This window comes from Chimaeribacter arupi (genome assembly GCF_002858805.1).
Lineage (GTDB): Bacteria > Pseudomonadota > Gammaproteobacteria > Enterobacterales > Enterobacteriaceae > Chimaeribacter > Chimaeribacter arupi.
The window spans coordinates 61,777-87,001 of record NZ_PJZI01000007.1 but is presented as its reverse complement, the minus strand read 5'-3'; the positions used below and the strand labels follow the sequence as shown (position 1 = coordinate 87,001).

General features: G+C 57.4%; 26 protein-coding genes. 18 read left to right on the top strand and 8 right to left on the bottom strand.

All coding sequences use genetic code 11. The features are described from left to right. Positions 1-69: 69 nt before the first annotated feature. The 10 genes from hfq (at position 70) to CYR52_RS06175 (ending at position 11,550) form a co-directional block, all read left to right on the top strand. Positions 70-381: an RNA chaperone Hfq gene (gene hfq / locus CYR52_RS06220; protein ID WP_072927018.1), complete on the top strand. Its 312-nt coding sequence runs from the start codon at positions 70-72 to the stop codon at positions 379-381. Between the two features lie 98 nt (positions 382-479). Beyond that, positions 480-1,760, top strand: coding sequence for a ribosome rescue GTPase HflX (hflX, locus tag CYR52_RS06215; RefSeq protein WP_101828198.1), 1,281 nt, complete (start codon positions 480-482; stop codon positions 1,758-1,760). A gap of 57 nt (positions 1,761-1,817) precedes the next feature. Beyond that, the gene (gene hflK / locus CYR52_RS06210) at positions 1,818-3,065 is read left to right on the top strand and encodes an FtsH protease activity modulator HflK (protein WP_072927023.1); all 1,248 of its coding nucleotides are present in this window, start codon (positions 1,818-1,820) and stop codon (positions 3,063-3,065) included. A gap of 3 nt (positions 3,066-3,068) precedes the next feature. After that, positions 3,069-4,076, top strand: a complete 1,008-nt coding sequence (hflC, locus tag CYR52_RS06205) for a protease modulator HflC (RefSeq protein WP_072927025.1) — start codon at positions 3,069-3,071, stop codon at positions 4,074-4,076. Positions 4,077-4,134: 58 nt separating this feature from the next. Next, the gene (locus CYR52_RS06200; RefSeq protein ID WP_072927027.1) at positions 4,135-4,335 is read left to right on the top strand and encodes a DUF2065 domain-containing protein; all 201 of its coding nucleotides are present in this window, start codon (positions 4,135-4,137) and stop codon (positions 4,333-4,335) included. A gap of 144 nt (positions 4,336-4,479) precedes the next feature. Next, positions 4,480-5,778: an adenylosuccinate synthase gene (locus CYR52_RS06195; protein WP_072927030.1), complete on the top strand. Its 1,299-nt coding sequence runs from the start codon at positions 4,480-4,482 to the stop codon at positions 5,776-5,778. A gap of 223 nt (positions 5,779-6,001) precedes the next feature. Then, the gene (nsrR, locus tag CYR52_RS06190) at positions 6,002-6,427 is read left to right on the top strand and encodes a nitric oxide-sensing transcriptional repressor NsrR (RefSeq protein WP_072927032.1); all 426 of its coding nucleotides are present in this window, start codon (positions 6,002-6,004) and stop codon (positions 6,425-6,427) included. Positions 6,428-6,471: 44 nt separating this feature from the next. Further along, on the top strand, positions 6,472-8,925 hold the full coding sequence (gene rnr, locus CYR52_RS06185; RefSeq protein ID WP_101828197.1) for a ribonuclease R: 2,454 nt from the start codon (positions 6,472-6,474) through the stop codon (positions 8,923-8,925). A gap of 100 nt (positions 8,926-9,025) precedes the next feature. After that, a complete protein-coding gene (gene rlmB / locus CYR52_RS06180) occupies positions 9,026-9,766 on the top strand; it encodes a 23S rRNA (guanosine(2251)-2'-O)-methyltransferase RlmB (protein ID WP_101828196.1) in 741 nt (246 codons plus the stop codon). Positions 9,767-9,918: 152 nt separating this feature from the next. Then, entirely contained in the window at positions 9,919-11,550 is a 1,632-nt protein-coding gene (locus CYR52_RS06175) for an isovaleryl-CoA dehydrogenase (RefSeq protein ID WP_165699070.1), read from the top strand. A 40-nt stretch (positions 11,551-11,590) separates the two neighbouring features. Here the strand turns inward: CYR52_RS06175 and CYR52_RS06170 are convergent, their stop codons facing one another. From CYR52_RS06170 to CYR52_RS06160, 3 genes are all read right to left on the bottom strand, one after another. Continuing rightward, positions 11,591-11,866 (bottom strand): YdgH/BhsA/McbA family protein, encoded by a 276-nt coding sequence (locus CYR52_RS06170; protein ID WP_072927039.1) that lies wholly within the window; start codon positions 11,864-11,866, stop codon positions 11,591-11,593. 65 nt (positions 11,867-11,931) lie between these two features. After that, complete coding sequence (gene bsmA / locus CYR52_RS06165) at positions 11,932-12,240, bottom strand: biofilm peroxide resistance protein BsmA (RefSeq protein ID WP_072927041.1); 309 nt, start codon at positions 12,238-12,240, stop codon at positions 11,932-11,934. A 70-nt stretch (positions 12,241-12,310) separates the two neighbouring features. After that, a complete protein-coding gene (locus CYR52_RS06160) occupies positions 12,311-14,233 on the bottom strand; it encodes a methyl-accepting chemotaxis protein (RefSeq protein WP_072927042.1) in 1,923 nt (640 codons plus the stop codon). Positions 14,234-14,400: 167 nt separating this feature from the next. Between CYR52_RS06160 and yjfP the strand changes: the two genes are divergently transcribed. The 5 genes from yjfP (at position 14,401) to rplI (ending at position 17,087) form a co-directional block, all read left to right on the top strand. Beyond that, entirely contained in the window at positions 14,401-15,153 is a 753-nt protein-coding gene (gene yjfP, locus CYR52_RS06155) for an esterase (RefSeq protein ID WP_072927044.1), read from the top strand. Between the two features lie 494 nt (positions 15,154-15,647). Beyond that, positions 15,648-16,043: a 30S ribosomal protein S6 gene (rpsF, locus tag CYR52_RS06150; protein ID WP_072927046.1), complete on the top strand. Its 396-nt coding sequence runs from the start codon at positions 15,648-15,650 to the stop codon at positions 16,041-16,043. A gap of 5 nt (positions 16,044-16,048) precedes the next feature. Further along, a complete protein-coding gene (gene priB / locus CYR52_RS06145) occupies positions 16,049-16,366 on the top strand; it encodes a primosomal replication protein N (protein WP_165698493.1) in 318 nt (105 codons plus the stop codon). A 4-nt stretch (positions 16,367-16,370) separates the two neighbouring features. Then, the gene (gene rpsR, locus CYR52_RS06140; protein ID WP_005974788.1) at positions 16,371-16,598 is read left to right on the top strand and encodes a 30S ribosomal protein S18; all 228 of its coding nucleotides are present in this window, start codon (positions 16,371-16,373) and stop codon (positions 16,596-16,598) included. Between the two features lie 39 nt (positions 16,599-16,637). Further along, complete coding sequence (gene rplI, locus CYR52_RS06135; RefSeq protein ID WP_072927050.1) at positions 16,638-17,087, top strand: 50S ribosomal protein L9; 450 nt, start codon at positions 16,638-16,640, stop codon at positions 17,085-17,087. Between the two features lie 94 nt (positions 17,088-17,181). On the opposite strand, the gene CYR52_RS06130 is transcribed toward rplI, so the two are convergent. Next, positions 17,182-17,868 carry a LysM-like peptidoglycan-binding domain-containing protein gene (locus CYR52_RS06130; RefSeq protein ID WP_101828195.1) on the bottom strand — a complete coding sequence of 229 codons (687 nt, stop codon included), beginning with the start codon at positions 17,866-17,868 and terminating at the stop codon, positions 17,182-17,184. Positions 17,869-18,159: 291 nt separating this feature from the next. Between CYR52_RS06130 and CYR52_RS06125 the strand changes: the two genes are divergently transcribed. Then, a complete protein-coding gene (locus CYR52_RS06125) occupies positions 18,160-18,780 on the top strand; it encodes a BamJ family beta-barrel-assembly machinery protein (protein ID WP_072927054.1) in 621 nt (206 codons plus the stop codon). Positions 18,781-18,905: 125 nt separating this feature from the next. Here the strand turns inward: CYR52_RS06125 and CYR52_RS06120 are convergent, their stop codons facing one another. After that, the gene (locus tag CYR52_RS06120; protein ID WP_101828194.1) at positions 18,906-20,852 is read right to left on the bottom strand and encodes a bifunctional 2',3'-cyclic-nucleotide 2'-phosphodiesterase/3'-nucleotidase; all 1,947 of its coding nucleotides are present in this window, start codon (positions 20,850-20,852) and stop codon (positions 18,906-18,908) included. A 234-nt stretch (positions 20,853-21,086) separates the two neighbouring features. Between CYR52_RS06120 and cysQ the strand changes: the two genes are divergently transcribed. Continuing rightward, positions 21,087-21,827: a 3'(2'),5'-bisphosphate nucleotidase CysQ gene (cysQ, locus tag CYR52_RS06115; RefSeq protein ID WP_072927058.1), complete on the top strand. Its 741-nt coding sequence runs from the start codon at positions 21,087-21,089 to the stop codon at positions 21,825-21,827. Here the strand turns inward: cysQ and CYR52_RS06110 are convergent. Then, positions 21,824-22,384 (bottom strand): YtfJ family protein, encoded by a 561-nt coding sequence (locus CYR52_RS06110; RefSeq protein ID WP_101828193.1) that lies wholly within the window; start codon positions 22,382-22,384, stop codon positions 21,824-21,826. The genes cysQ and CYR52_RS06110 overlap by 4 nt on opposite strands. Before the next feature lie 334 nt (positions 22,385-22,718). Here CYR52_RS06110 and CYR52_RS06105 point away from each other — a divergent pair, with 334 nt between their 5' ends. Then, on the top strand, positions 22,719-22,922 hold the full coding sequence (locus CYR52_RS06105; protein WP_072927062.1) for a DUF1107 domain-containing protein: 204 nt from the start codon (positions 22,719-22,721) through the stop codon (positions 22,920-22,922). Between the two features lie 125 nt (positions 22,923-23,047). On the opposite strand, the gene paeA is transcribed toward CYR52_RS06105, so the two are convergent. Continuing rightward, positions 23,048-24,391 (bottom strand): polyamine export protein PaeA, encoded by a 1,344-nt coding sequence (paeA, locus tag CYR52_RS06100; protein WP_072927063.1) that lies wholly within the window; start codon positions 24,389-24,391, stop codon positions 23,048-23,050. Between the two features lie 186 nt (positions 24,392-24,577). Next, positions 24,578-25,213 (bottom strand): peptide-methionine (S)-S-oxide reductase MsrA, encoded by a 636-nt coding sequence (gene msrA, locus CYR52_RS06095; RefSeq protein ID WP_101828217.1) that lies wholly within the window; start codon positions 25,211-25,213, stop codon positions 24,578-24,580. Positions 25,214-25,225: the final 12 nt, after the last annotated feature.

Sequence of the window (25,225 nt, the reverse complement as noted above, 5' to 3'; positions counted from 1 at the left end):
TTTATGTCGTTTATTTTAGGGCCGTCAGGCTCTTAGTTACAAACAACAAGCAAATAAGGAAAAGATAGAATGGCTAAGGGGCAATCTTTGCAAGATCCGTTCTTGAACGCTTTGCGTCGTGAACGTGTTCCGGTTTCGATTTATTTGGTGAATGGTATCAAACTGCAAGGCCAGATTGAGTCTTTTGACCAGTTTGTCATCCTGTTGAAAAACACGGTCAGCCAGATGGTGTACAAACACGCTATCTCTACCGTTGTACCGTCACGTCCGGTATCGCATCACAGCAATAACCCGGGCGGTGGCCAGAACAGTAATTATCATCATGGTAGCACTCCCACTGCGCAGCAACAGCCGCAGCCGGAAAGCGATGACGCTGAATAAAGCGTATTGCTTGTCAACCATGACGGGGGCCATAGGCAGCCAATCTCTGCTTATGACCTCCGCCTTAGCGGTTCCTATCCGTTTGAGAGGTTGCACGCTTGTTTGACCGTTATGAAGCCGGTGAGCAGGCCGTACTGGTTCATATCTATTTCTCGCAGGATAAAGATACTGAGAATCTCAGTGAATTTGAGGCACTTGTCTCTTCTGCGGGCGTTGAATCTTTGCAGGTCATCACGGGCACTCGCAAGGCCCCACATCCTAAATACTTTGTCGGTGAAGGCAAGGCCGAAGAAATTGCGGACGCCGTAAAAGCCACCGGCGCCTCTGTCGTCTTGTTTGATCACGCACTCTCTCCGGCTCAGGAGAGAAATCTGGAAGCGTTGTGCCAATGCCGCGTGATTGATCGTACCGGCCTGATTTTAGATATTTTTGCCCAGCGCGCCCGGACCCACGAGGGCAAGTTACAGGTTGAATTGGCGCAGTTACGCCATATTGCCACGCGGCTGGTGCGCGGCTGGACGCACCTTGAGCGCCAGAAAGGCGGGATTGGTCTGCGCGGGCCGGGTGAAACCCAGCTTGAGACTGACCGCCGTTTGCTGCGCGACCGGATCCGCCTGATTCTCAACCGCCTGGAACGGGTGGAGAAGCAGCGCGAGCAGGGGCGCCGTGCCCGTACCCGGGCTGATGTCCCTACCGTGTCACTGGTAGGCTATACCAATGCCGGTAAATCCACCCTGTTTAACCGGGTCACCTCGGCCGGTGTGTATGCCGCCGATCAGCTGTTTGCCACACTGGACCCCACGCTTCGCCGCATCAGCCTGGCTGACGTCGGCGACACGGTAATGGCGGACACCGTCGGGTTTATCCGGCATTTGCCGCATGACCTGGTGGCCGCGTTTAAAGCAACCTTGCAGGAGACGCGTCAGGCGACGCTGTTACTGCATGTGGTTGACGCCGCTGACATCCGTATGGATGAGAATATCGATGCGGTGAATACGGTGCTGGCCGAGATCGAAGCAGATGATATCCCGGTGCTGCTAGTGATGAATAAAATCGATATGCTGGATGACTTTACGCCGCGTATCGATCGCAACGATGAAAACTTACCGGTGCGGGTGTGGTTATCAGCCCAGACAGGCGAAGGGATCCCGTTGCTGCTTCAGGCGTTGACGGAGCGTCTTTCCGGTGAAATTACGCAAGTTGAATTGCGTCTCCCACCGCAGGCAGGCCGTCTGCGCAGCCGTTTTTACCAGCTTCAGGCGATTGAAAAAGAGTGGAATGAAGAGGATGGCAGTATGGGTCTGGTGGTGCGTATGCCCATCGTTGACTGGCGCCGCCTCTGTAAGCAAGAGCAGGAGCTCACCGGCTATGTCGTGTGAATCGGACCTGTAAGGCAAGCCTGAAGAACACCAATCATAGAAGAATGGAGCTAAAACATGGCGTGGAATCAGCCCGGTAATAACGGACAGGACCGCGACCCGTGGGGGAGCAGCAATAATAATAGCGGCAACTCTGGCGGTAATAATAATAAAGGCGGGCGCGAACAAGGGCCGCCGGATCTGGATGACATTTTCCGTAAGCTCAGCAAAAAACTGGGCAGTTTTGGCGGCAAAGGCAATGGTAACGGCGGCAGCAATAATGCGCGCGGCGTCAGCGGGCGGATTGTCGGTATCGCGGCGGTAGCCGTGGTCGTTATCTGGGCTGCCAGCGGGTTCTATACCATTAAAGAAGCGGAGCGCGGTGTCGTGACCCGTTTCGGCAAGTTCAGCCACCTGGTACAGCCCGGCCTGAACTGGAAACCGACCTTTATCGATCAGGTGCGTGCAGTGAACGTCGAATCTGTGCGTGAACTGGCCGCCTCCGGCGTGATGCTGACGGCGGATGAAAACGTGGTGCGCGTAGAGATGAACGTGCAGTACCGCGTGACGGATCCGGCTGCGTACCTGTTCAGCGTAGTGAGTGCCGATGACAGCCTGAGCCAGGCGACGGACAGCGCCCTGCGCGGTGTGATCGGTAAATACACCATGGACCGCATCCTGACGGAAGGCCGTACCGTGGTGCGTAACGATACCCAGCGCGTACTGGAAGAGACTATCCGTCCGTACAAGATGGGCATCACGCTGCTGGACGTGAACTTCCAGGCGGCACGTCCGCCGGAAGAGGTGAAAGCCGCCTTTGACGATGCGATTGCCGCGCGTGAGAACGAACAGCAATACATCCGTGAAGCGGAAGCGTACGCCAACCAGGTGCAGCCGAAAGCCAACGGCCAGGCCCAGCGCGTACTGGAAAATGCCAAGGCGTATAAAGACCGTACCGTGCTTGAGGCACAGGGTGAAGTGGCGCGTTTTGCCCGCCTGTTGCCGGAATATAAAGCCGCGCCGGAGATTACCCGTGAGCGTCTCTATATCGAGACGATGGAAAAAGTGCTGAGCGAAACGCGTAAAGTGCTGGTCAGTGACAAAGGCAACAACCTGATGGTGCTGCCGCTGGAACAACTGATGCGCGGCGGTCAGGGTGCGTCCAACAGCAACAGCGAAGACTCGGACAGCCTGATTCGCCTGAACCCGGCTAACACCGGCCTCAGCCAGGGCGACAGTGGCCAGCGCCCGGTTGACAGCAATGTGATGGACCAGCGCCGCGCCAATGCGCAGCGTGACGATACCACTCGCGTAGGGAGAGAGTAACCAATGCGTAAGTCAGTCATATTTATCGTCGTCGTGGTGCTGGTGGCGCTGTACGCTTCACTGTTTGTGGTGCAGGAAGGTGAGCGCGGCATCGTGCTGCGTTTCGGCAAAGTCTTGCGGGATGATGAAAACAAGCCTCAGGTTTATACCCCAGGTTTGCATTTTAAAATTCCGTTCTTTGAATCAGTGAAAATGCTCGATGCCCGTATCCAGACCATGGATAACCAGGCCGACCGTTTCGTGACCAATGAGAAGAAAGACCTGATTGTCGATTCCTACCTCAAATGGCGCATCAGCGATTTCAGCCGTTACTATCTGGCGACCGGCGGCGGTGACGTCTCCCAGGCAGAAGTGCTGCTGAAGCGCAAATTCAGTGACCGTCTGCGTTCAGAGATTGGCCGCCTGGAAGTGAAAGACATCGTGACCGACTCGCGCGGCCAGCTGATGTCTGACGTGCGTGACCAGCTGAACAACGGCACGGCGGAAGACGGTGAAACCGCCGCGACCACCGAAGCCGATGACGCCATTGCCTCAGTGGCCAAACGGGTTGAGCGTGAAACCAGCGGCCAGGAGTTGCAAATCAATCCGAACAGTATGGCCGCATTGGGTATTCAGGTCATCGACGTGCGCGTTAAGCAGATTAACCTGCCGGCAGAAGTCTCGGATGCGATTTACCAGCGTATGCGTGCTGAACGCAGCGCGGTAGCCATGCGCCTGCGTTCACAGGGGTATGAAGAGGCGGAGAAACTGCGTGCCACGGCGGATTACGAAGTGACCCGTACGCTGGCGGAAGCAGAGCGCCAGGCGCGGATCACCCGCGGTGAAGGCGATGCGGAAGCGGCTAAACTGTTCGCCAATGCGTTCAGCCAGGACCCGGACTTCTATGCCTTTATCCGTAGTTTACGTGCGTATGAAAACAGCTTTAAGAGCAACAAAGATGTGTTGGTCTTAAGCCCGGACAGCGACTTCTTCCGCTTTATGAAGTCACCGGAAAAAACCATCGCGCCGTAATCCGGCATACCTTTTCAGGCCCGTTAACGCGGGCCTTTTTTATGTGCAAGGGAAAATAATGAACACAACAATCTGGCTGGCCGTAGGGCTGGTCATGGTACTGGAAGGGTTGGGGCCGATGTTATGGCCGAAAACCTGGCGTAAAATGATCCTGGCCATGACGGCGTTACCGGATGCCTCACTGCGCCGTTTCGGTGGGGGCATTGTGGTGGCCGGTTGCGTGATTTACTACATGTTGCGTGTCCGGAACGGTGGGTAATACCATATTCAGGATCTCACCAAATTCATGGGTGATCGGTGCCTGATTGGCGAAAATTTTTCAGGCAACCGTGTGCTAAAAATTACTGAAAGCACGTGAATGAGATGTTAGAATCCTTTTTTAAGCAACCTGGTGATTCTTAAGATGGGCAAGAACGTCGTCGTACTGGGCACCCAATGGGGTGACGAAGGCAAGGGTAAGGTCGTAGACCTGCTGACTGAACGGGCTAAATATGTTGTGCGCTACCAGGGTGGTCACAACGCCGGCCACACACTGGTTATCAACGGTGAAAAAACCGTCCTCCACTTAATTCCCTCTGGCATCCTGCGTGAAAACGTCACCAGCATCATCGGCAACGGTGTTGTACTGGCGCCTGACGCCCTGATGAAAGAGATGAAACAGCTGGAAGACCGCGGTATTCCGGTGCGTGAGCGCCTGCTGCTTTCTGAAGCCTGTCCCCTGATTCTGCCTTACCATGTCGCGCTGGATGTTGCGCGTGAAAAAGCCCGCGGTGCAAAAGCAATCGGCACCACCGGCCGTGGTATCGGCCCAGCTTACGAAGATAAAGTTGCCCGCCGTGGCCTGCGTGTTGGCGACCTGTTCAACAAAGAGAATTTCGCGGCCAAGCTGAAAGAGATTGTGGAGTACCACAACTTCCAGCTGGTGCATTACTACAAAGAAGACGCAGTGGATTACCAGAAAGTCCTGGATGATGTGATGGCAATTGCCGACATCCTGACCGGTATGGTGGTTGACGTTTCCGAGCTGCTGGACAACGCCCGCAAGCAGGGTGAACTGATCATGTTCGAAGGCGCGCAAGGCACGCTGTTGGACATCGACCACGGCACCTACCCGTATGTAACCTCTTCCAACACCACCGCCGGTGGCGTGGCGACCGGTTCCGGTATTGGCCCGCGCTATGTGGATTACGTGCTGGGTATCGTGAAGGCCTACTCCACCCGCGTGGGTGCCGGCCCGTTCCCGACCGAACTGTTCGACGAAACCGGTGAGTTCCTGTGCAAGCAGGGTAACGAGTTTGGTGCCACCACCGGCCGCCGCCGCCGTACCGGCTGGCTGGACGCCGTTGCCGTGCGCCGTGCAGTGCAGATTAACTCCCTGTCCGGCTTCTGCATGACCAAACTGGACGTGCTGGATGGCCTGAAAGAGGTTAAAATCTGCGTGGCGTACCGCCTGCCGGATGGCCGTGAAGTCACGACCACGCCGCTGGCCGCCGAAAACTGGGACGGCATTGAGCCGATCTATGAAACCCTGCCGGGCTGGAGCGACTCCACCTTTGGCGTGAAAGAGTTTGATAAACTGCCGCAGGCAGCCCGCGACTACATCAAGCGTGTGGAAGAACTGACAGACGTACCGGTTGATATTATCTCCACCGGCCCGGATCGCAGTGAAACCATGATCCTCCGCGATCCGTTTGATGCCTGATTGCCGCATCATTCAGTAAACTGAATGCCAAACCGGGCCATCGTGCCCGGTTTATTGTTTTTTCCTTCCATGTTGTGCACGCCGCATTCCATTCTGGGTCTAAATGATTAGCTGCATTCTTTGTGGCTGGTTTATCATCCAAAGAGTAATCTTACAGAAGTATATGTTAAGCGTTGTGAGATCAGACGCCTACAGGCAGGGTCAATAAGGCCCAGAGGTGTGTGTGCAGTTAACAAGTTTCACTGATTATGGTTTAAGAGCACTGATCTATATGGCATCGCTGCCGGAGGATCGGATGACGAACATCTCTCAGGTCACTGCGGTATATGGTGTCTCGCGTAACCATATGGTTAAAATAATAAATCAGTTAAGCCGTGCCGGGTTGGTCACCGCAGTACGCGGAAAAAAAGGCGGTATCCGCCTGGGCAGGCCTGCCGCACAAATTCGCATCGGCGATGTCGTGCGTGAACTGGAGCCTCTCACCTTAGTTAACTGCTCCGGCGAATTTTGCCACATCGGCCCCGCCTGCCGCCTGAAACATGTTCTCAATCAGGCTGTGCAGAATTTCCTGAACGAGCTGGACCAATACACACTGGCCGATATGGTCACTGAAAATGCGTCGCTCTATAAATTGTTGCTTGTTGAATAAGCACATTTCAGCACAACCCCGCTGATGACAACGGAGGAACCGCAATGTCACAAGATCCTTTTCTGGAACGGGAAGCAGAGAAATATGACTCCCCGATCCCAAGCCGGGAATTTATTCTCGAGCATCTGGCGAAGCGCGAAGCCCCGGCCAGCCGCGAGGAGCTGGCAAACGAGCTGGAGCTCTCCAGCGAAGAGCAGCTGGAAGCGCTGCGCCGCCGCCTGCGCGCCATGGAGCGCGACGGCCAGTTAGTCTTTACCCGCCGCCAGTGTTACGCCCTGCCGGAACGCCTTGACCTGCTGAAAGGCACCGTTATCGGCCACCGCGACGGCTTTGGTTTCCTGCGTCTGGAAGGCGGCAAAAAAGAGGATATCTACCTCTCCGCAGAACAGATGAAAATGTGCATCCACGGTGACGTGGTGCTGGCCCAGCCGAGCGGCACCGATCGCCGCGGCCGCCGCGAAGCACGCATCGTGCGTGTGCTGGTACCGAAAACCAGCCAGATTGTCGGCCGTTACTTTACCGATGCCGGTACTGGTTTCGTGGTGCCGGATGACAGCCGCCTGAGTTTCGACATCCTGATCCCGCCGGAAGAGGTGAGCGGGGCGCGCATGGGCTATATGGTGGTGGTCGAACTGACCCAGCGCCCGACGCGCCGCACCAAAGCGGTCGGTAAGATTGTCGAAGTCCTGGGTGACAAAATGGGTACCAACATGGCAGTGGATATCGCGCTGCGTACCCATGAGATCCCGCACGTCTGGCCGGCCGCCGTAGAGAAGCAGATTGCCTCGTTGAGCGAGCATGTGCCGGAAGAGGCAAAAAAAGGGCGTATCGATCTGCGCACTTTGCCGCTGGTCACCATTGACGGCGAAGACGCGCGTGACTTCGATGACGCGGTCTACTGTGAGAAAAAACGCGGCGGCGGCTGGCGTTTGTGGGTCGCGATTGCGGATGTCAGCTACTATGTCCGCCCCGGCACCCCGCTGGATGACGAAGCGCGCACCCGCGGCACCTCGGTGTACTTCCCGTCGCAGGTGATCCCGATGCTGCCGGAGGTGCTCTCCAACGGCCTCTGCTCGCTGAACCCGCAGGTAGACCGCCTTTGTATGGTGTGCGAGATGACCATCTCCGCCACCGGCCGTCTCTCCTCTTACAAATTCTACGAAGCGGTGATGAGCTCCCACGCGCGCCTGACGTACAACAAAGTCTGGCAGATCATCGAGGGCAATGAAGAACTGCGCGAGCAGTACGCCCCGCTGGTGAAGAACCTGGAAGAGCTGCATGAGATGTACGAAGTGCTGGATGACGCCCGCGCCGATCGCGGCGGCATCGCCTTTGAAACGGAAGAGGCAAAGTTCATCTTTAACGCCGAACGCCGCATCGAGCGCGTCGAGCCGACGGTACGTAACGATGCCCATAAGCTGATCGAAGAGTGCATGATCATGGCGAACGTGGCCGCCGCGCGTTTCGTGGAGAAATTCAACGAACCGGCGCTGTTCCGCGATCATGACCGCCCAAGTGATGACCACATCTCGGCGCTGAAAAGCGTGCTGAATGAGCTGGGCCTGAAAATGGGCGGCGGCATGAAGCCGGTGCCGAAAGATTACGCCGATGTGATGGATGCGATTGCTGACCGTCCCGATCGCGAAATGCTGCAAACCATGCTGCTGCGCTCGATGAAACAGGCGATTTACGATCCGGAAAACCGCGGCCACTTTGGCCTGGCGCTGTCGGCTTATGCCCACTTTACCTCGCCAATCCGCCGTTACCCGGACCTGTCGCTGCACCGCGCGATCAAATATATCCTCGCCAAACAGCACGGTACGCTGAAAGAGCGCTGGACGCCGACCGGCGGCTGGCACAGCGATTACGAAGAGATGCTGCAACTGGGCGAGCACTGTTCGATGACCGAACGCCGCGCCGATGAGGCCACGCGTGACGTTGCCGACTGGCTGAAGTGTGATTTCATGCAGGATCATGTCGGCTCCGTGTTTGACGGCATCATCTCCAGCGTAACCGGCTTCGGCTTCTTTGTGCGCCTGGATGATCTCTTCATCGACGGGCTGGTGCATGTGTCGACGCTGGACAACGATTACTACCGTTACGACAACATCGGCCAGCGGCTGGTGGGTGAGTCCTCCGGGCAGGTTTACCGCCTGGGTGACGAGGTGGAAATCCGCGTTGAAGCGGTGCATATGGATGAGCGCAAAATCGACTTCGCGCTGGTCTCCAGTACCCGCCGCCCGCGTGGCGCAGGCAAAACCGCCCGCGATAAAGCCAAGCCGGGCACCCAGCGTGATGACGGCCGCGGCCGCCGCCCACGCCGTGACAACAAAAAGCGCACCAACTTCGAGCCGGACAGCGCCTTCCGTAAAGACGGCAGCGGCGCACCGGCTCAGGATGACAAAAAACCACGCCGTTCCCGCCGCCCTTCTGATAAAAACCAGAAAGGTGCCACAGGCAGCCGCTCACGCCGCGGGCCGAAGCGGGACAACAGCTGATACCCTGGCGGGTCCTGCGGCCGTGCACGATGGCCGCAGGTACCTGCCAACCCAATACCCCACGGGCCTGTAAGCCCGTTTGACCTTGTTAAAGAGCATCATGAGCGAAATTATTTACGGCATTCATGCCGTCCAGGCCCTGCTGGAGCGCGACCCGCAACGTTTTCTGGAAGTCTTTATCCTGAAAGGGCGTGACGACCGCCGCCTCCAGCCGCTGATTGCTGAACTGGAAGCCACCGGTATTGTGATCCAGGTGGCAAACCGGCAATGGCTGGATGAAAAAGTGGAAGGTGCGGTGCATCAGGGCATCGTGGCGCGTGTACGTGAAGGCCGCCAGTACCAGGAGAACGATCTCCCAGGGCTGCTGGAGAGCGTGGAAAACCCGCTGCTGCTGGTGCTGGATGGCGTGACCGATCCGCACAACCTCGGTGCCTGCCTGCGTACCGCGGATGCGGCGGGCGTCCATGCGGTGATTGTGCCGCGTGACCGTTCTGCCGCGCTGAACGCCACGGCGAAAAAAGTCGCCAGCGGGGCGGCAGAAACCGTGCCGTTGATCCGCGTGACCAACCTGGCGCGTACCCTGCGTTTACTGCAGGAGAGCAATGTCTGGATCGTCGGCACCGCCGGTGAGGCCGATCACAACGTTTACCAAAGCAAAATGACCGGCCCGATAGCGCTGGTGATGGGCGCGGAAGGTGAGGGGATGCGTCGCCTCACCCGTGAACACTGTGACGAACTGATCAGCATCCCGATGGCAGGTTCCGTCTCTTCCCTGAATGTCTCGGTGGCAACCGGCGTCTGCCTGTTTGAAATCGTGCGTCAGCGCAGCGCAAAAGCCTGACCCTGAACCGGGGCGTCCTGCCCCGGCTCTTTCCTCCCGTCTTTGTGATCGCCTCTGCGGCACCGCCCCGCAAAATAGCCATACTTACTTCTGTTTTGATCCGCCTTTCCGGCCTGATGCATCTGTCTGTGGTGATTCATCTGAGGAGTGTTATGAGCTGGCAAACCCATACCGTCTTTAATCAGCCCAAGCCACTGGGAAACAGTAACCTGTTCCTGTCTGATACGCCGCTGCGCGAGGCCGTGAGCCGGGCGCAGGCCCACTGGGACGCAGACCTTCTGGCCTCTGTGGGCCAGCAACTCGGCAGTGCCGAATCCCTGGAGCTGGGCAGGCTGGCGAATGCCAACCCGCCGGAACTGCTGCGTTACGACGCCGCCGGCCAGCGGCTGGACGACGTGCGTTTTCACCCCGCCTGGCACCTGCTGATGCAGGGGCTGATTGCGAACCGGGTGCATAACCTGCCGTGGCAGGATGAGGCGCGCATCGGCAGCGTAGCCGCCCGTGCCGCGCGCTTTATTCTGCATGGACAGGTGGAATCGGGTACGCTCTGCCCGGTCACCATGACGTTTGGCGCCATACCGCTGCTGCAACGCGCACTGCCCGCGGCGTTCCGCGACTGGCTGCCGGGCCTGCTCTCCGATCGCTATGACACCCACAGCCAGCCGGGCAGCCAGAAACGCGGCCTGCTGATCGGCATGGGGATGACAGAGAAGCAGGGCGGTTCCGATGTGCTGAGCAATACCACTCGCGCCCGGCCGGACGGTGCACGCGGGCCGGGGGAGTGTTACCGGCTGATAGGGCATAAATGGTTTTTCTCCGTGCCGCAAAGTGACGCGCATCTGGTGCTGGCGCAGGCGGAGGGCGGGTTATCCTGCTTCTTCCTGCCGCGCCTGCTGCCGGACGGCACGCGTAACGCCATCCGGCTGGAGCGGCTGAAAGAGAAACTCGGCAACCGTTCCAATGCCAGCAGTGAGGCCGAATTCCAGGACGCCGCTGGCTGGCTGGTGGGCGAGGAGGGCGACGGCATCCGCCAGATCCTGACGATGGGCGGACATACCCGTTTTGACTGCGCGCTCGGCAGCCATGCCCTGATGCGCCGGGCGTTATCGGTCGCGCTTTACCACGCGTTTCAGCGGCAGGCATTCGGGAAAGTGCTGGTGGAACAGCCGTTGATGCGGCAGGTACTGGCGCGGCTGGCCTTAAGGCTGGAGGGGCAGACCGCGCTGCTGTTCCGGCTGGCGCAAGCCTGGGAGCTGCGCGGGGATGCGCACCACTTCGCGTTCTCCCGGCTGATGACCCCGGCGGCCAAGTATGCGGTATGCCACCACGGCAGCTCGTTTGTGGCTGAGGCGATGGAGGTGCTGGGCGGAATCGGGTATTGCGAGGAGAGCGAATTGCCGCGCCTCTATCGCGAAGCGCCGGTCAACAGCATCTGGGAAGGGTCGGGCAACGTCATGTGTCTGGATGTTCTGCGTACGCTGCATAAAATGCCCGGCGCGCTGGAGATGTTACACCAGGAAATGTATGAGGTGCGCGGCCAGAACCGGCTGTTTGACCGTAGCTGGCGGCAACTGAGCCAGCAGCTGCAAAAACCGGCGGAAGCGCAGGCAAGGCAGATTACCCGCCAGCTGTTCATGCTGTGCAGTGGGGCGGAATTACTGCGCCATGCTGCCCCGCCGCGGGCGGAAGCCTGGTGCCGCATGGCGTTTGACCACCGGGGTGACAGTACGTTGCCGGAGAGCCTCTGCACCGATCTGCTCAACCGGGCTACCGGCGCCGGATAAAAAAGGGCACCCGAAGGTGCCCCGGCAGGGACGCCGCTGCTCAGCGGTAGAGGGTGGCTGTGGCGTGCCAGTTGCTTTTGCTCTGGCTCTCCTGCACGGAATGAATCCGGTAGTAGGCTGCGCCTTTGGCGGTGGCTTGCCGGGCGACCAGCGTATCAACCTGTTGCGGGCTGCCCGGCACGCCTTGCAGATACACTGACCCGATGGGCGTCAGTTGAGCAGCCTTCGCCGCGGAAACCGCTTCCGCGGCCTGGGCATTCTGGGCCAGCAGCCCCAGGGCTAAACAGCAGGGTATTAATATCGGCAACGCTTTCATGATTTATCTCCTCATCACCTGATGACACCGGCAGGCGGGTATGCCCGCTGGTGCGGATCAGCCGGTCAGCGATAGAGAATGGCCTGCGAGTACCAGGTGCCGGGAATAATCGTTTCATCATTCATCAGCACCAGGTAGTAACGGGCACCGCTGGCATCCGCTTTTTTCTGCAATGCCCTGGCGGCATCCATCGGGCTGCCGCGCTCCGTCACCGAAATGGTCCCCATTTTTTGCAGGGAATCCACCTGGGCGCGCGTCACTTCCTGCGCAGCCGCTGTCGCCGGTGGCGGCGGCTTAGGCGTATCATGAAAGGTACTGCAACCGCTCAGAGTACCCGCCAGTAAAATCCCGGTTAGTAAACGCGAAAACGTCATCTCTTTCCTCCTCACAGCATCTGTGTTTAGTGTAGCGCGGATCGCCGTGAGGGGTGAGCGTGCCGTTTTTTTAATCAAGCCGGAACATGCTGACCAGCTTCTTCAGGTGCTGCCCTTTCTGGTTCAGCGCGGCCGCGGTTTCTTCCGAGCTGCTGACCAGTATGGCGTTCTCTTGTGTCGCCTGCCCGATCTGCACAATGGCAATGTTTACCTGGCCAATGCCGGCAGACTGCTCATGCGAGGCCACGTCGATGTCACTGACGATCATCCGCACCTGCTGTACCCGGCTGAGGATGTCATTCATCGCCTCGTGGGTCTGCACCGAGATGCGGTTCCCCTGCTCGACCTTGTCCAGGGATTCAGCGATCAGCGTTTCGATCTCTTTCACCGATTTGGCGCTACGTTGTGCCAGGGCGCGCACTTCTGCGGCCACCACGGCAAAGCCTTTGCCATGCTCACCGGCCCGTGCCGCTTCTACCGCCGCATTCAGCGCCAGAATGTTGGTCTGGAAAGCAATGGACTCGATGACGCTGGTGATGTCGGCAATACGCTGGGAGGCGGCTTTGATGTCGCTCATGGTCGAGACTGCGGAGGTCACCGCCTCGCCGCCGGACTGGGCAGCGCTTTCCGTCTGGCGCACCAGTTTCATCGCTTCTGAAACGTTGTCCGCATTCTGCTGCACGGTCGCGGTCAACTGCTCCATGCTGGCGGAGGTTTCTTCCAGGCTGCTGGCCTGGCGGGAGATCTGGCCGGTGATGTTTTCACTGTCTGCGGCCAGCGAGGCGGTGCTGTGGTTAATCTCCACCGCGGCCTCACGCACCTGCAATACAATCCGCGCCAGACCACGGCCGATGCCGTCCATCGCGGTCATCATCCGGCCCACTTCATCCTGCCGGGTGGTGCTCAGGCTGGCGCTCAGGTTGCCCTCTGCATACTGCTCCGCCACTTTCACCACCTCTTCCAGCGGGCGGCTCAGCCAGTTGCGGGTCACCAGCATAAACAGCACGGCAAACAGGCCCACCAGTACAACGCCAATCCCCAGGAACAGGTTCCGGCTGTGGGTGATGTGCGCCATGATCTCATCTTCATCCGCTGTGCCCGCAAGCACCCAGCCCCAGGCCGGCAGCGCTTTATAGACCATCACCTGCGTGCCGCTGCCTGCCTGCAGGCTGCTGTCCTGGTACTCCAGCGTGCCGTGCGGCGTGCCCAGCACCTGATCACGCACCCCGGCATCCCAGCCTGGCGTCTGGCCCTCAGCCCGCGGGTGGAACAGGTATTGGCCCCGGCTGTTACCCTGGCCGGCATCCAGCACAAAGAAATAGCCGCTCTTACCAATCTTTTTGCTCAGGATGGTACGGCGCATCTCGGCAAACTGTGGGGTGATATCGACGCCCACAAAGGCGATGCCGATGATTTTTCCGGCCTGATCTTTGACCGGCTGGTACTGGGTGATGAATTTCTTGCCGAACAGGGTGGCCAGGCCCTTATAGACGTTACCGGCCATCACGGCGCGATAGGCCGCACTCTGGCGATCGAGTTTGGTCCCACTGGCACGTGAACCGTCCTCTTTTTTCAGCGAGGTGGTGATACGGATAAAGTCATCACCCTGGCGCATAAACAGGGTGGAGATCGCCCCGGTCCGGGCAAAGAAATCATCAGGAATGGCGGTATTGTCATTGAGGACGCTGTCACCCGCTTTCAGCACGGTCTGGTCACCGGTGGTTTGCAGGCTGAACGCCGGGGACATAAAGCTGGTAAACAGTTGGGTATAGCTGCTGACTTCTGCTTTCAGGCTCGAATCGTACATGGTTATCATGTCTTCAACGCCCTGAACCTGGCTGCTCATGTCTTCCAGCGTTAAGGCTCTCATCTGCTCACCCGCAGTGCGGGTCAGCGACAGGGTAAACAGCAGAAACAGGGCAGCCACGGTAAGCGAGGCCAGCACAGAAAGCTTGACGCCCAGGCCCCATTGTCGGAAAGAAAATCCCGTCATTTTTGTCATCTCTTGGGTTAGAAAAGGTGATGGCAATAACGGCAAAAACGGCAGAAAATTTAGGCATAAAGTGTAATAAGGTGTTTTCTTTGACTTAGATCATGGAAATCTTATTTAAGGTGTGAATTCAAGCGTACAGACACCGTATTTAACAGGAGAGAGGCGGCATGATTGAAATGTTTCAGGAAGAGATAAACGGCATTCAGGTCATCCATGCGGCACCGGCCGGGAAACAGGAGCACGCCTTGCCGACGATATTCTTCTATCACGGCTTTACCTCATCCAAAGAGGTATACGCCTACTTTGGTTATGCGCTGGCCCAGGCGGGGTTCCGGGTGATCATGCCGGACGCCTTGATGCATGGCGCCCGGGATAACGGCAATGCCGGGGAGCGGCTGTCGCACTTCTGGGAGATTTTACGCAGCAATATTGATGAGCTGCCGGGCCTGCGTGCGGCATACCGGCAGCGCGGCCTGTTGATTGACGGAAAGGTCGCGGTGTGTGGGGCATCAATGGGCGGCATGACCACGCTGGGCGCGCTGGGGCGTTACCCGTGGATTGATGCGGCCGCCAGTTTTATGGGCTCGGCGTACTTTCATTCGCTGTCGCGCCGGTTATTCGTGCCGCAACAGGCGGGCCGCCCGCTGGAAGGGGAGGCACTGGCACAGCGGCTCGCCTTCCTGGAGGCGTATGACGTGAGCGCCGCGCTGGACAGGCTCGGCAACCGGCCGCTGCTGCTCTGGCATGGCGAAGCGGACGATCTGGTCCCGGCGGAGGAAAGCGCCCGCCTTGCGCAGGCATTGCAGCAGGCGGGGCAGGCGCAACACCTGACGTATCTCACCGAACCGCAGATTGGGCACAAGATAACCCCTGCGGCCCTGCAAGCCTGCACCACCTTTTTCACCCGGCATCTGGGCTGAACGGCACCCATGAAAAAGCCCCCATGACGGGGGCTGGTAAGCAGGCGTTAACGCACATATTATTTTTTTGGTATTCCCTGGTACTGCATTTTTTACTGCCAGCATAGGTGTGTGACGTTCAGGCACCGCTGGGCGAGGAAACACATCGCTTCGTTTATGTCCTGATACTGTTTCTCTGAGGCTATTGTAATCAACCTGCTTTGCTAATAAATAAGCTTTTATTGAACGATATGTTCAATAAAATTGATCAAAATTGCAGCTTTTGCCGCTTTTTTTTGGCGCTCAACTCTGTTAATGCGGTTTACCATGCAATTTTTCTGATGTGTCAGCCCTGCCCGTAAAATGTGCATTCCCTGTGATTCATACCTTGTGTTTCCCTGCCTGCCCCCCTATAATTGCGCGTCATTTTTCAGCCGCACACAAACACGTTCCTTGCCTCCATGGGCCGCGGTTGACCCGGACAGGAGGCTGAATAATCCGTAAGGAGCAATTCGATGCGTCATTACGAAATCGTTTTTATGGTCCATCCTGACCAAAGCGAACAGGTTCCAGGCATGATCGAGCGTTACACCGGTGCTATCACCGCTGCTGAAGGCACGATCCACCGTCTGGAAGACTGGGGCCGCCGTCAACTGGCTTACCCGATCAACAAACTGCACAAAGCCCACTACGTTCTGATGAACGTTGAAGCTTCGCAGGAAGTGATCGATGAGCTGGAAACTAACTTCCGCTTCAACGACGCCGTTATCCGTAGCATGGTAATGCGTACTAAGCACGCGGTTACCGAAGCATCCCCGATGGTTAAAGCGAAAGACGAGCGTCGTGATCGCCGTGAAGATTTCGCCAACGAAACCTCTGATGATGCTGATGCTGGGGATTCTGAAGAGTAATTGCGGTGATGGCCAATCGCCTGGTGTTAACCGGCACAGTGTGCAAGACACCTACGCGAAAAGTCAGTCCGTCCGGAATACCGCACTGCCAGTTTGTGCTTGAGCACCGCTCGCAGCAGCAGGAAGCCGGATTCAGCAGGGTGGCATGGTGCAGAATGCCCGTGGTCGCCAGCGGACACCCACTACAAGCATTAACTCACAGATTAACGGTCGGCAGTCAGATTACCGTGTCAGGTTTCATCAGCAGCCTTCAGGGGCGCAATGGGCTGAACAAAATGGTGCTGCATGCCGAGCAGATTGAATTGATAGATTCTGGAGACTAGCCAAATGGCACGTTATTTCCGTCGTCGCAAGTTCTGCCGTTTCACCGCGGAAGGCGTTGTAGAGATCGATTATAAAGACATCGCTACGCTGAAAAACTACATCACCGAGAGCGGCAAGATCGTTCCGAGCCGTATCACCGGTACCCGTGCAAAATACCAGCGTCAGCTGGCCCGTGCTATCAAGCGCGCACGCTACCTGTCTTTGTTGCCGTACACTGATCGTCATCAGTAATCGGCCACTGTCCATTAACGACTTTGAGAGGATAAGGTAATGCAAGTTATTCTGCTTGATAAAGTAGCAAATCTCGGCAGCCTGGGTGACCAGGTTAACGTGAAAGCGGGCTACGCTCGTAACTTCCTGGTACCGCAGGGCAAAGCTGTCCCGGCTACCAAGAAAAACGTTGAGTTCTTCGAAGCACGCCGTGCAGAGCTGGAAGCCAAACTGGCTGACGTTCTGTCTGCTGCTGAAGCGCGCGCTGCTAAAATCAACGAGCTGGGCTCTGTTACCATCGCGTCTAAATCTGGCGACGAAGGCAAACTGTTCGGTTCCATCGGTACCCGTGACATCGCTGATGCGGTCACTGCTGCTGGTGTTGAAGTAGCTAAGAGCGAAGTTCGCCTGCCGAACGGCGTCCTGCGTACTGTGGGTGAGCACGAAGTGCACTTCCAGGTACACAGCGATGTGTTCGCTCAGCTGAACATCGTTGTAGTAGCAGAGTAAGTTTTACTCCGCTGCTTGTGAAACGCCGGCCTTGTGCCGGCGTTTTGCTTTTGAGCGAAAGGGAAAAAGAAGAAGGGAGTAATGAACGGGCGTGTTACCCCACGCGGCGGTAGCTGCCATCCGGCTGCCGGACAAACCGCACCATGCTCGTGCTGGTTTCAATCTCCAGCGCCGTCACCACACCCTGCGCATTACGCTGTATCCTGACCTGCTGGCCGGCTTGCAGGTTACTCAGCGGCTTGTCATCGCCCTCTGCCTGCGCCATGGCAAACACATCATTCACCATCAAATCATTGTCGCGGAAGAGCTGGGCCAGCGTCTGGCCGGGTTGGATCTGGTAAGTTTGCCAGCCCCGGACATTCTCTGCCGTGGCAGGGCGCCCGGTGTTGCCCTGCAAATTCGCCTGTAACGGAATGTCCCGCGTGTTCTGGCTGTCAGCCTGCTCAACCGGGTAGCGCGGCGAGGTGTTGGGCCAGAGGATGGCCAGCAGTATCACCAGTGCCGCCAGCAAAATACCGCGGCGGTGCGGCAGCGGCAACGGGTCCATCCAGTGCAGGCGGGCCGGGGATTGCCAGGCCGTGGTTAACCAGGACGACGATAACCGGGAGGGTAACCAGGAGGCGCTGCGCCTGGTACGTGCGGCAGGCGGGGGCGGCTGATCGTCGGGCGCAGTATCCTGCCCGGCGCGCTGCGGCCATTTAGATTTCAGCGTGGTCCACAGGTGTCGCAGGGATACATTGACCTGGGGGGTTTTCCTTCTCCTGGGCGCGATTCTGCCCATGACAACCTCTCTTACAACGCGGTTTGCCGCAACGGGCAAACAAAAGTACCGGCGTAATGATTGGGAGGCGGCGTTATGCAGCCCAATATTACCTGTTGAGTATAGTCTGATAACTGCTTGAGGCAGAAAGAGACAGCAGGGAACTAAGCGGATTGGTAAATCAGGTATTTCCCGGAGCGGTATTGTTTCTGTTTCAGTAACAAATGTCATCCTCCCTGATGCAAGATTTTACCGCAAACTGTTGCGCTGTTATGCTTTGCCTTCGACTTTTTATCGATTTGAGGAAAATGCATGACAACCCCTTCTTATGACAGCGTGGAAGCGCAGGCAAGTTACGGCATCGGTTTACAGGTTGGCCAGCAATTGCAGGAGTCCGGCCTGGAAGGATTGCTGCCGGAAGCTCTGGCCGCAGGTTTGCGCGATGCGCTCGAAGGGAACGCCCCGGCGGTTCCGGTTGACGTTCTGCACCGCGCCCTGCGCACCGTGCATGAGCGTGCAGACGCCGTGCGCCGCGAGCAGCAGCAGGCGATGGCCGTTGAGGGACAGGCGTTCCTCGAAAAAAATGCGGAACGTGATGACGTGACCCGCACCGAGTCCGGCCTGCAATTCTCCGTCATGCAGCAAGGCGACGGCCCGATCCCAGGCCGTCAGGACCATGTCCGTGTGCATTACACCGGCCGCCTGATCAATGGCGATGTGTTCGACAGCTCCGTAGAACGCGGCCAGCCGGCAGAATTCCCAGTCAGCGGCGTGATCCCAGGCTGGATCGAAGCGCTGACCCTGATGCCGGTCGGCTCCAAATGGCAGCTCTACATCCCGCACAACCTGGCCTATGGCGAGCGTGGTGCCGGTGCGTCGATCCCGCCGTACAGCGCGTTGATCTTTGACGTTGAGCTGCTGGAAATTCTGTAATTTTTTTCCCCGTTTCATGTGTGCGTTATAGATAAACAGAAAGGCAGAGCCGGTTTTCCGGCCCTGCCTTTTTTATTGCCCTGCTTTTATTGCCTGATGTCGCCTGAAACCTTGCCGCCGGTAATTCAGCGCGGGCGGAGATCGAGGCTGTACAGCGCAAAGCCGATCTCATCCTGGCCTTTCAACACCATCGGGTAACGCGCTTTTTGTTGGATAAACGCGGCCGCTTTGGCGTTGGGGGAAGTTTCAAAGCGGATATCCAGCGGCTGGGTGCCCGCAATCGGTGCCAGTTGCCAGTTATTGTCAGCCTGAGGTTTTACCTCGCCATGCTCACGGGTTTCCGCACTGATATAGGCCGACAGCACTGCGCGGTTCTCATCGGGTGAGGCAAAGGCGATATGCGCGTCACCGGTGCCGGCAAATTTACCGCCGTACGCGCGGTAATTATTGGTCGCCACCAGGAAGGTCGCTTTCGGGTCGACCGGTTTTCCCTGGTAGGTCAGGTCGCGGATGCGGCTGGCGTTGCGGTTGACCAGCGTGCATTCGCCGTCATAACGCGCCGGTTGGGTAACATCGATCTGGTAGTTCACGCCATCAATCACATCAAAATTATAAGTGCGGAAACCGTCCCAGTTGATAAGCGGCTGCGGCTGGCTGTTGTGCGGATCGATCTGGTTAAATTGCCCGGCTGAGCACTCCAGCCACTCCTTGACATCCTGGCCGGTGACTTTCAGCACCGCCAGCGTATTGGGGTAGAGATAGAGATCGGCGGCGTTGCGGAAGGTCAGTTCCCCTTTTTCTACCTCGACATAACTTGCCGGATCGTTTTTCCGGCCACCCACTTTGAACGGCGCCGCTGCCGAGAGCACCGGCAGGTCCGCCAGGTTCGGATCACCCTGGATATAATGGCGGGTATAGGCCGCCTGGGCATTATTCACAATCTGCACGGTTGGGTCGTCCTGCACCAGCGCCAGATAGCTGTACATGCTGTCACTGGCTTTGCCCACCGGTTTACTGACAAACGCCCGCGTGCCTTTGTGGGCGTCACTCAGCACCCCGACCAGGTTGGCATCTTCGGCGGCGAGGGATTTTTTCGCCGCTTTATCAAAGATTGGCCGTGCTTCGGCCCGCGCCTGCGCGACTTGCCATGTCCCCTGATCGTTCGTGAGTTGCAGGTCGACAATACCGAGGTGATCGCCCCACTGGCCGGGCATCACCGCCGGGATACCGTTCAGCGTCCCCTGTTTGATATCCGCGCCTTTGATCGCCGCGAAATCGTCGCTGGGGAACACGGCGTGCGCATGGCCAAACATGATCGCGTCGATACCCGGCACCTGGCTGAGGTAGTAGACCGAATTTTCCGCCAGCGCCTTATACGGCTCGCTGGATAGCCCGGAGTGCGGGATCGCGACCACGATATCCGCCCCGGCTTTACGCATCTCCGGCACCCACTTTTTCGCGGTTTCAGTGATGTCATCCACCGTGACTTTACCCTGCAGGTTGGCTTTATCCCAGACCATTACCTGCGGCGGCACAAAGCCGATGTAGCCGATATTCAATGTGTGGGTGTTGCCGTCCCGGTCTTTGACCTCTTTTTTCTCAATCAGGTAAGGGGAGAGCAGCGGTTTGCCGGTCGCCACATCAATAAGGTTGGCGTTCACATAGGGGAATTTGGCCCCGGCCAGGGCGCGCTTGAGGTAGTCCAGCCCGTAGTTGAATTCATGGTTGCCGATATTCCCCACCGAATAACCCAGCGTGTTCATCGCCAGATAGACCGGGTGAACCTCACCGGCTTTCAGCCCGTTGGCCGCCATATAATCCCCAAGGGGGCTGCCCTGGATCAGGTCACCGTTATCCACCAGCACGCTGTTGGTGGCCTGTTGGCGTGCCTGCGCAATCAGGGTCGCGGTGCGCACCAGGCCAAACTTGTCGGTCGGCGTATCCTTGTAGTAGTCGAAATCCATCATGTTGCTGTGCAGATCGCTGGTTTCCATGATGCGCAGATCCACCGTGGCGGCGTGCGTACTGACTGCGGCAGCCAGCAGCGTCAGGGCAAAATAACCTTTCCTCATGATCGTTCTCCTTGGGTATTTATCAGGCAGGGCTCGCAGAATAACGTGTAAATATGACCAGATGACGCAAATAACTGTGAAGTATGGCGAATTTAAGCCCTTAAAACTGCGCAGGAAATCACGTCTGGCGGGCCTGTTACAGGCAGGGGGCGTTATCCATCAGGCACGGCTATAGATCTTCAGGGGAAAAATAACTAGTCTGCTTAATAAGGTTCAAAATTGCAGAGGTAGAGGATGCTGGAAAAAATTTGTCAGCTGGCCCGGGAAGCGGGCGCGGCGATCATGGAGGTCTATGACGGCCACAAGCCCCTTGATGTTGAAACCAAGACAGATGACTCGCCGGTAACGGCAGCCGATCTGGCCGCGCATCAGGTGATTAAGCGCGGGCTGACGGCGCTGTCGCCCGATATCCCGCTGCTGTCAGAAGAGGATCCCCCGGCCTGGGATGTGCGCCGGCACTGGGACCGCTACTGGCTGGTTGACCCACTGGACGGCACCAAAGAGTTCATCAAGCGCAACGGTGACTTCACCGTGAACATTGCGCTGATTGAACATGGCATTCCGGTGCTGGGCGTGGTGTATGTGCCGGTTACCGGCGTGATGTACGCCGCGGCAGACGGCAAAGCCTGGAAAGAAGAGGGCGGCCGCCGGGAGCAGATCGCGGTGCGGGATGCGCGCCCGCCGTTGGTGGTGGTCAGCCGTTCGCACGGCAGCCAGGAATTGCAGGACTATCTGGCGCAACTGGGCGAGCACCAGACCGTGGCTGTCGGGTCATCGCTGAAGTTCTGCCTGGTGGCCGAAGGGAAAGCGCAGCTTTACCCGCGCTTCGGGCCGACGTCCATCTGGGACACCGCGGCCGGCCACGCCGTGGCGCTGGCCGCCGGGGCGCAGGTGCATGACTGGCAGGGCCAGACATTGAGCTATACCCCGCGCGAATCCTTTATTAACCCCGGCTTCCGCGTTTCACTCTATTAAGCCGCCGGGATAAGCTGGTGCAGCAGGGCGATTACCTGCTGCACCTCCGCCGCCGTTAACGCCCCCTCTTTGGCGAACCGCACCTTGCCGGCGGTGTCCAGCACCACGATGGCTGAGCTGGCCTCTTTCAATGCCCACGCTTTTCGCACCACGCCCTGGTCATCCACCACAAACTGTGACCACGGGAAACTCTCTTTGCTCTCTTTAATGCTGCTGCGCACAAAAGCACCGGTGCCGATGATCGCGTCATCTGAATTGACGATTGTCGTCGTTTGGTAATATTTGGCGGGTAGATTGGCTGCCTTGATGGCCTCGACCAGTGGCGCGTTTATCTCTTTAGCCGCAGTACGGCCTGCTATGTGCTGGATAACACGGACTTTCCCGGCCAATGCGGCACTTTGCCAGCGCTGGTAACTGAAGGTGCCGTGGTTAAGCAGCAGTTCACCTTTGTCACTGACATAGACCGGGGGAACAGGTTGCATAATTGTAAAATTGTGGGCGGAGGCGATAAATGATGAAGCCATTAACACTATAGTCAGCAGACTATGCTTGAACATGCTTTCTCCTTGGCGATGCGATCGGTTTAAGAGCGCTCTGATAGTAGAAAGCCGCATCATAAGCTGTAATCAGTGGTCTGTCCTGTTGGTAAGCGTGACGAGGATCGCTTTCCGGCAAGGTATCCGGCGCCAGACCGGTACAACGTATTCAGAGCAGTTTGATTACATGCAATTTACTGTCAGATTCTGTAAAAGTAACAAAACAGAGTGGCAATTTCAGAACTAACGACTATTTTTAAAGTCCATTACGTTGTGTTCGTTTCGAAGAGCTGCCCCTAGTCTGGTTATTTATCTGGCAGGAACACAACGGGTCCCAGCAAGGAGAGAGTAAGAAATGAGAATCTTTCAGCGTTATAATCCGCTAAAAGTGGCTAAATATGTAAAAACGCTGTTTCGTGGTCGAATCTACATCAAAGATGTTGGTGCATTTGAATTTGATAACGGCAAAATTTTATTGCCGAAAGTACGCGATAAGCGTCACTTCAGTGTGATGTCTGAAGTTAACCGCCAGGTAATGAGCCTACAGGCAGAGATGTAATGACGGGCGCGTCAACGCGTTGGTCAGGTAACACCCCCGTACCTTAGAGCATACCCGGATAAAAGATAATGGCCCCGATTGGGGCCATTATTGTTTGTGCTGAGCGAAGGGGCAGAGGGAAACCGTTACAGGCTTTTCTCGCGCGCCAGTTCTTCCGGCGTTTTCGGCAGCAGCGGCGTCAGTGGCTTGTCACTGATGCGGGTAACCAGCAACTGGTCAATCTTATAACTGTCGATGTCCACCACCTCGAATTTGTACCCGGAGAATTTCACAAAGTCGGTACGTTTCGGGATCTTGCGCAGCATGAACATCATAAAGCCGCCGATGGTTTCATAGTTGCCGGACTGCGGGAACTCGTCGATGTGCAGCACGCGCATGACGTCATCGATGGGCGTGCCGCCTTCGATCAGCCAGGAATTTTCATCACGCGCCACAATCTGTTCTTCCATGCCCTGGCCGACCAGGTCACCCATCAGTGTGGTCATCACGTCATTCAGGGTAATAATCCCGACCACCAGCGCATATTCGTTCAGGATCACCGCGAAATCTTCACCGGCAGTTTTGAAACTCTCCAGCGCTTCGGAGAGCGTCAGGGTGTCCGGCACAATCAGCGCCGAGCGAATCTGAACGCCGCTGCTCAGCATCAGGCTCTGGTTACCCAGCACCCGGTTCAGCAGATCTTTGGAGTCCACATACCCCACCACCTGATCGATATGGCCATCGCACACCAGAAACTTCGAGTGCGGATGCGTCGCGATCTTCTGCTTGATACTCTCTTCACTCTCCCGCAGGTCGAAAAAGATCACGCTTTCCCGCGAGGTCATGGAGGAGGGCACCGTGCGCGATTCCAGCTCGAACACGTTTTCAATCAGCTCATGTTCCTGCTTACGCAGCACCCCGGCCAGTGCGCCGGCTTCCACCACGGCGTAGATGTCATCAGAGGTGATGTCATCGTTACGTACCATCGGCAGTTTAAACAGACGGAAAATACAGTTCGCCAGCCCGTTAAACAGCCAGACCAGCGGGCGGAATACCGCCAGGCAGAAACGCATCGGGTTGATGATCCGGACGGCAACCGTCTCTGGTGCAATCATACCGATGCGCTTCGGGGTTAAATCCGCAAACAGGATGAATAAGCTGGTAACCAGCACAAAGGAACAGATGAAGCTGATTTGCTCAGCCAGCTCAGGCGACATAAAACGAATAAAGAAGGTTTCAAATACCGGCGAGAAGGCCGCGTCACCGACAATACCCCCGAGGATGGCCACCGCGTTCAGGCCAATCTGCACCACGGTAAAGAACATGCCGGGTGTTTCCTGGAGTTTCAGCACGCGAAGGGCATTAATACTGCCGTCATCCGCCAGAAGTTTAAGTTTGATTTTTCGTGAGGCAGCCAGGGAGATCTCCGACAGGGAGAAAAAGGCGCTCACGGCGATCAATAAAAGAATGAGTAATATACTGTTTAGCATAGTTTATCCGCTTAGTTCCGGTTCCCGACCGGCGCGTTTGAGGCAGGGGGTAACACTGAGTGAAAAATTCTAAAATAACAGACAGAAATGCTGCAAACAGCCTACATTTGCAGCACGCATAGTATAGCAGCAGCGCTGAGAAGGCCGCCAGCGGAGAAAAAAGGGCACCGGGCGGCCGTTCAGGCATTACTGCGGCAGCAGGCAAACCCCGATGCCGCCGAGGCCGCAATAGCCTTCCGGGTTTTTATGCAGATATTGCTGGTGCTCATCCTCAGCATAATAGAAGGGCAGCGCCGCGGTAATCTCCGTGGTAATCGGCCGGGTGTCGCCGGCGGCCAGCATCGCCCGGCGGAACGCGGCGAGGCTCTGCTCCGCCGCGGCCTGCTGCGCCGCCGTCAGCGGGTAAAGCGCCGAACGGTACTGGGTGCCGATGTCGCCGCCCTGGCGCATACCCTGAGCCGGGTCATGGTTTTCCCAGAACAGCTGTAACAGGGTGGCATAGCTGATGACGGCCGGGTCAAACACCACCCGTACCACTTCCGCATGGCCGGTCTGCCCGGTGCAGACTTCCGTATACGTTGGGTTTGGCGTGTAGCCGCCGCTGTAACCGGCCGCGGTGCTGTGCACGCCCGGCTGTTGCCAGAACAGGCGTTCTACGCCCCAGAAGCAGCCCATCGCAAAAATCGCTTCCTCCATGCCGTCAGGAACATGGGTCATGGAGTGGCCGGTGACCGCATGAAGGGGGGCGACCGGCATTGGCGTGGTCCGCCCCGGTAACGCGTTTTCCTGAGTAACAGGTTGAGTTTTGTCGAAATTCTGCACCACGCTGGGCTC

Coding starts and splice junctions, on each gene's coding strand:
- hfq (WP_072927018.1), top strand. CDS start 70: ATGGCTAAGGGGCAATCTTTGCAAGATCCGTTCTTGAACGCTTTGCGT.
- hflK (WP_072927023.1), top strand. CDS start 1,818: ATGGCGTGGAATCAGCCCGGTAATAACGGACAGGACCGCGACCCGTGG.
- hflC (WP_072927025.1), top strand. CDS start 3,069: ATGCGTAAGTCAGTCATATTTATCGTCGTCGTGGTGCTGGTGGCGCTG.
- CYR52_RS06200 (WP_072927027.1), top strand. CDS start 4,135: ATGAACACAACAATCTGGCTGGCCGTAGGGCTGGTCATGGTACTGGAA.
- CYR52_RS06195 (WP_072927030.1), top strand. CDS start 4,480: ATGGGCAAGAACGTCGTCGTACTGGGCACCCAATGGGGTGACGAAGGC.
- rnr (WP_101828197.1), top strand. CDS start 6,472: ATGTCACAAGATCCTTTTCTGGAACGGGAAGCAGAGAAATATGACTCC.
- rlmB (WP_101828196.1), top strand. CDS start 9,026: ATGAGCGAAATTATTTACGGCATTCATGCCGTCCAGGCCCTGCTGGAG.
- CYR52_RS06175 (WP_165699070.1), top strand. CDS start 9,919: ATGAGCTGGCAAACCCATACCGTCTTTAATCAGCCCAAGCCACTGGGA.
- CYR52_RS06170 (WP_072927039.1), bottom strand. CDS start 11,866: ATGAAAGCGTTGCCGATATTAATACCCTGCTGTTTAGCCCTGGGGCTG.
- bsmA (WP_072927041.1), bottom strand. CDS start 12,240: ATGACGTTTTCGCGTTTACTAACCGGGATTTTACTGGCGGGTACTCTG.
- CYR52_RS06160 (WP_072927042.1), bottom strand. CDS start 14,233: ATGACGGGATTTTCTTTCCGACAATGGGGCCTGGGCGTCAAGCTTTCT.
- yjfP (WP_072927044.1), top strand. CDS start 14,401: ATGATTGAAATGTTTCAGGAAGAGATAAACGGCATTCAGGTCATCCAT.
- rpsF (WP_072927046.1), top strand. CDS start 15,648: ATGCGTCATTACGAAATCGTTTTTATGGTCCATCCTGACCAAAGCGAA.
- rpsR (WP_005974788.1), top strand. CDS start 16,371: ATGGCACGTTATTTCCGTCGTCGCAAGTTCTGCCGTTTCACCGCGGAA.
- rplI (WP_072927050.1), top strand. CDS start 16,638: ATGCAAGTTATTCTGCTTGATAAAGTAGCAAATCTCGGCAGCCTGGGT.
- CYR52_RS06130 (WP_101828195.1), bottom strand. CDS start 17,868: ATGGGCAGAATCGCGCCCAGGAGAAGGAAAACCCCCCAGGTCAATGTA.
- CYR52_RS06125 (WP_072927054.1), top strand. CDS start 18,160: ATGACAACCCCTTCTTATGACAGCGTGGAAGCGCAGGCAAGTTACGGC.
- CYR52_RS06120 (WP_101828194.1), bottom strand. CDS start 20,852: ATGAGGAAAGGTTATTTTGCCCTGACGCTGCTGGCTGCCGCAGTCAGT.
- cysQ (WP_072927058.1), top strand. CDS start 21,087: ATGCTGGAAAAAATTTGTCAGCTGGCCCGGGAAGCGGGCGCGGCGATC.
- CYR52_RS06110 (WP_101828193.1), bottom strand. CDS start 22,384: ATGTTCAAGCATAGTCTGCTGACTATAGTGTTAATGGCTTCATCATTT.
- CYR52_RS06105 (WP_072927062.1), top strand. CDS start 22,719: ATGAGAATCTTTCAGCGTTATAATCCGCTAAAAGTGGCTAAATATGTA.
- paeA (WP_072927063.1), bottom strand. CDS start 24,391: ATGCTAAACAGTATATTACTCATTCTTTTATTGATCGCCGTGAGCGCC.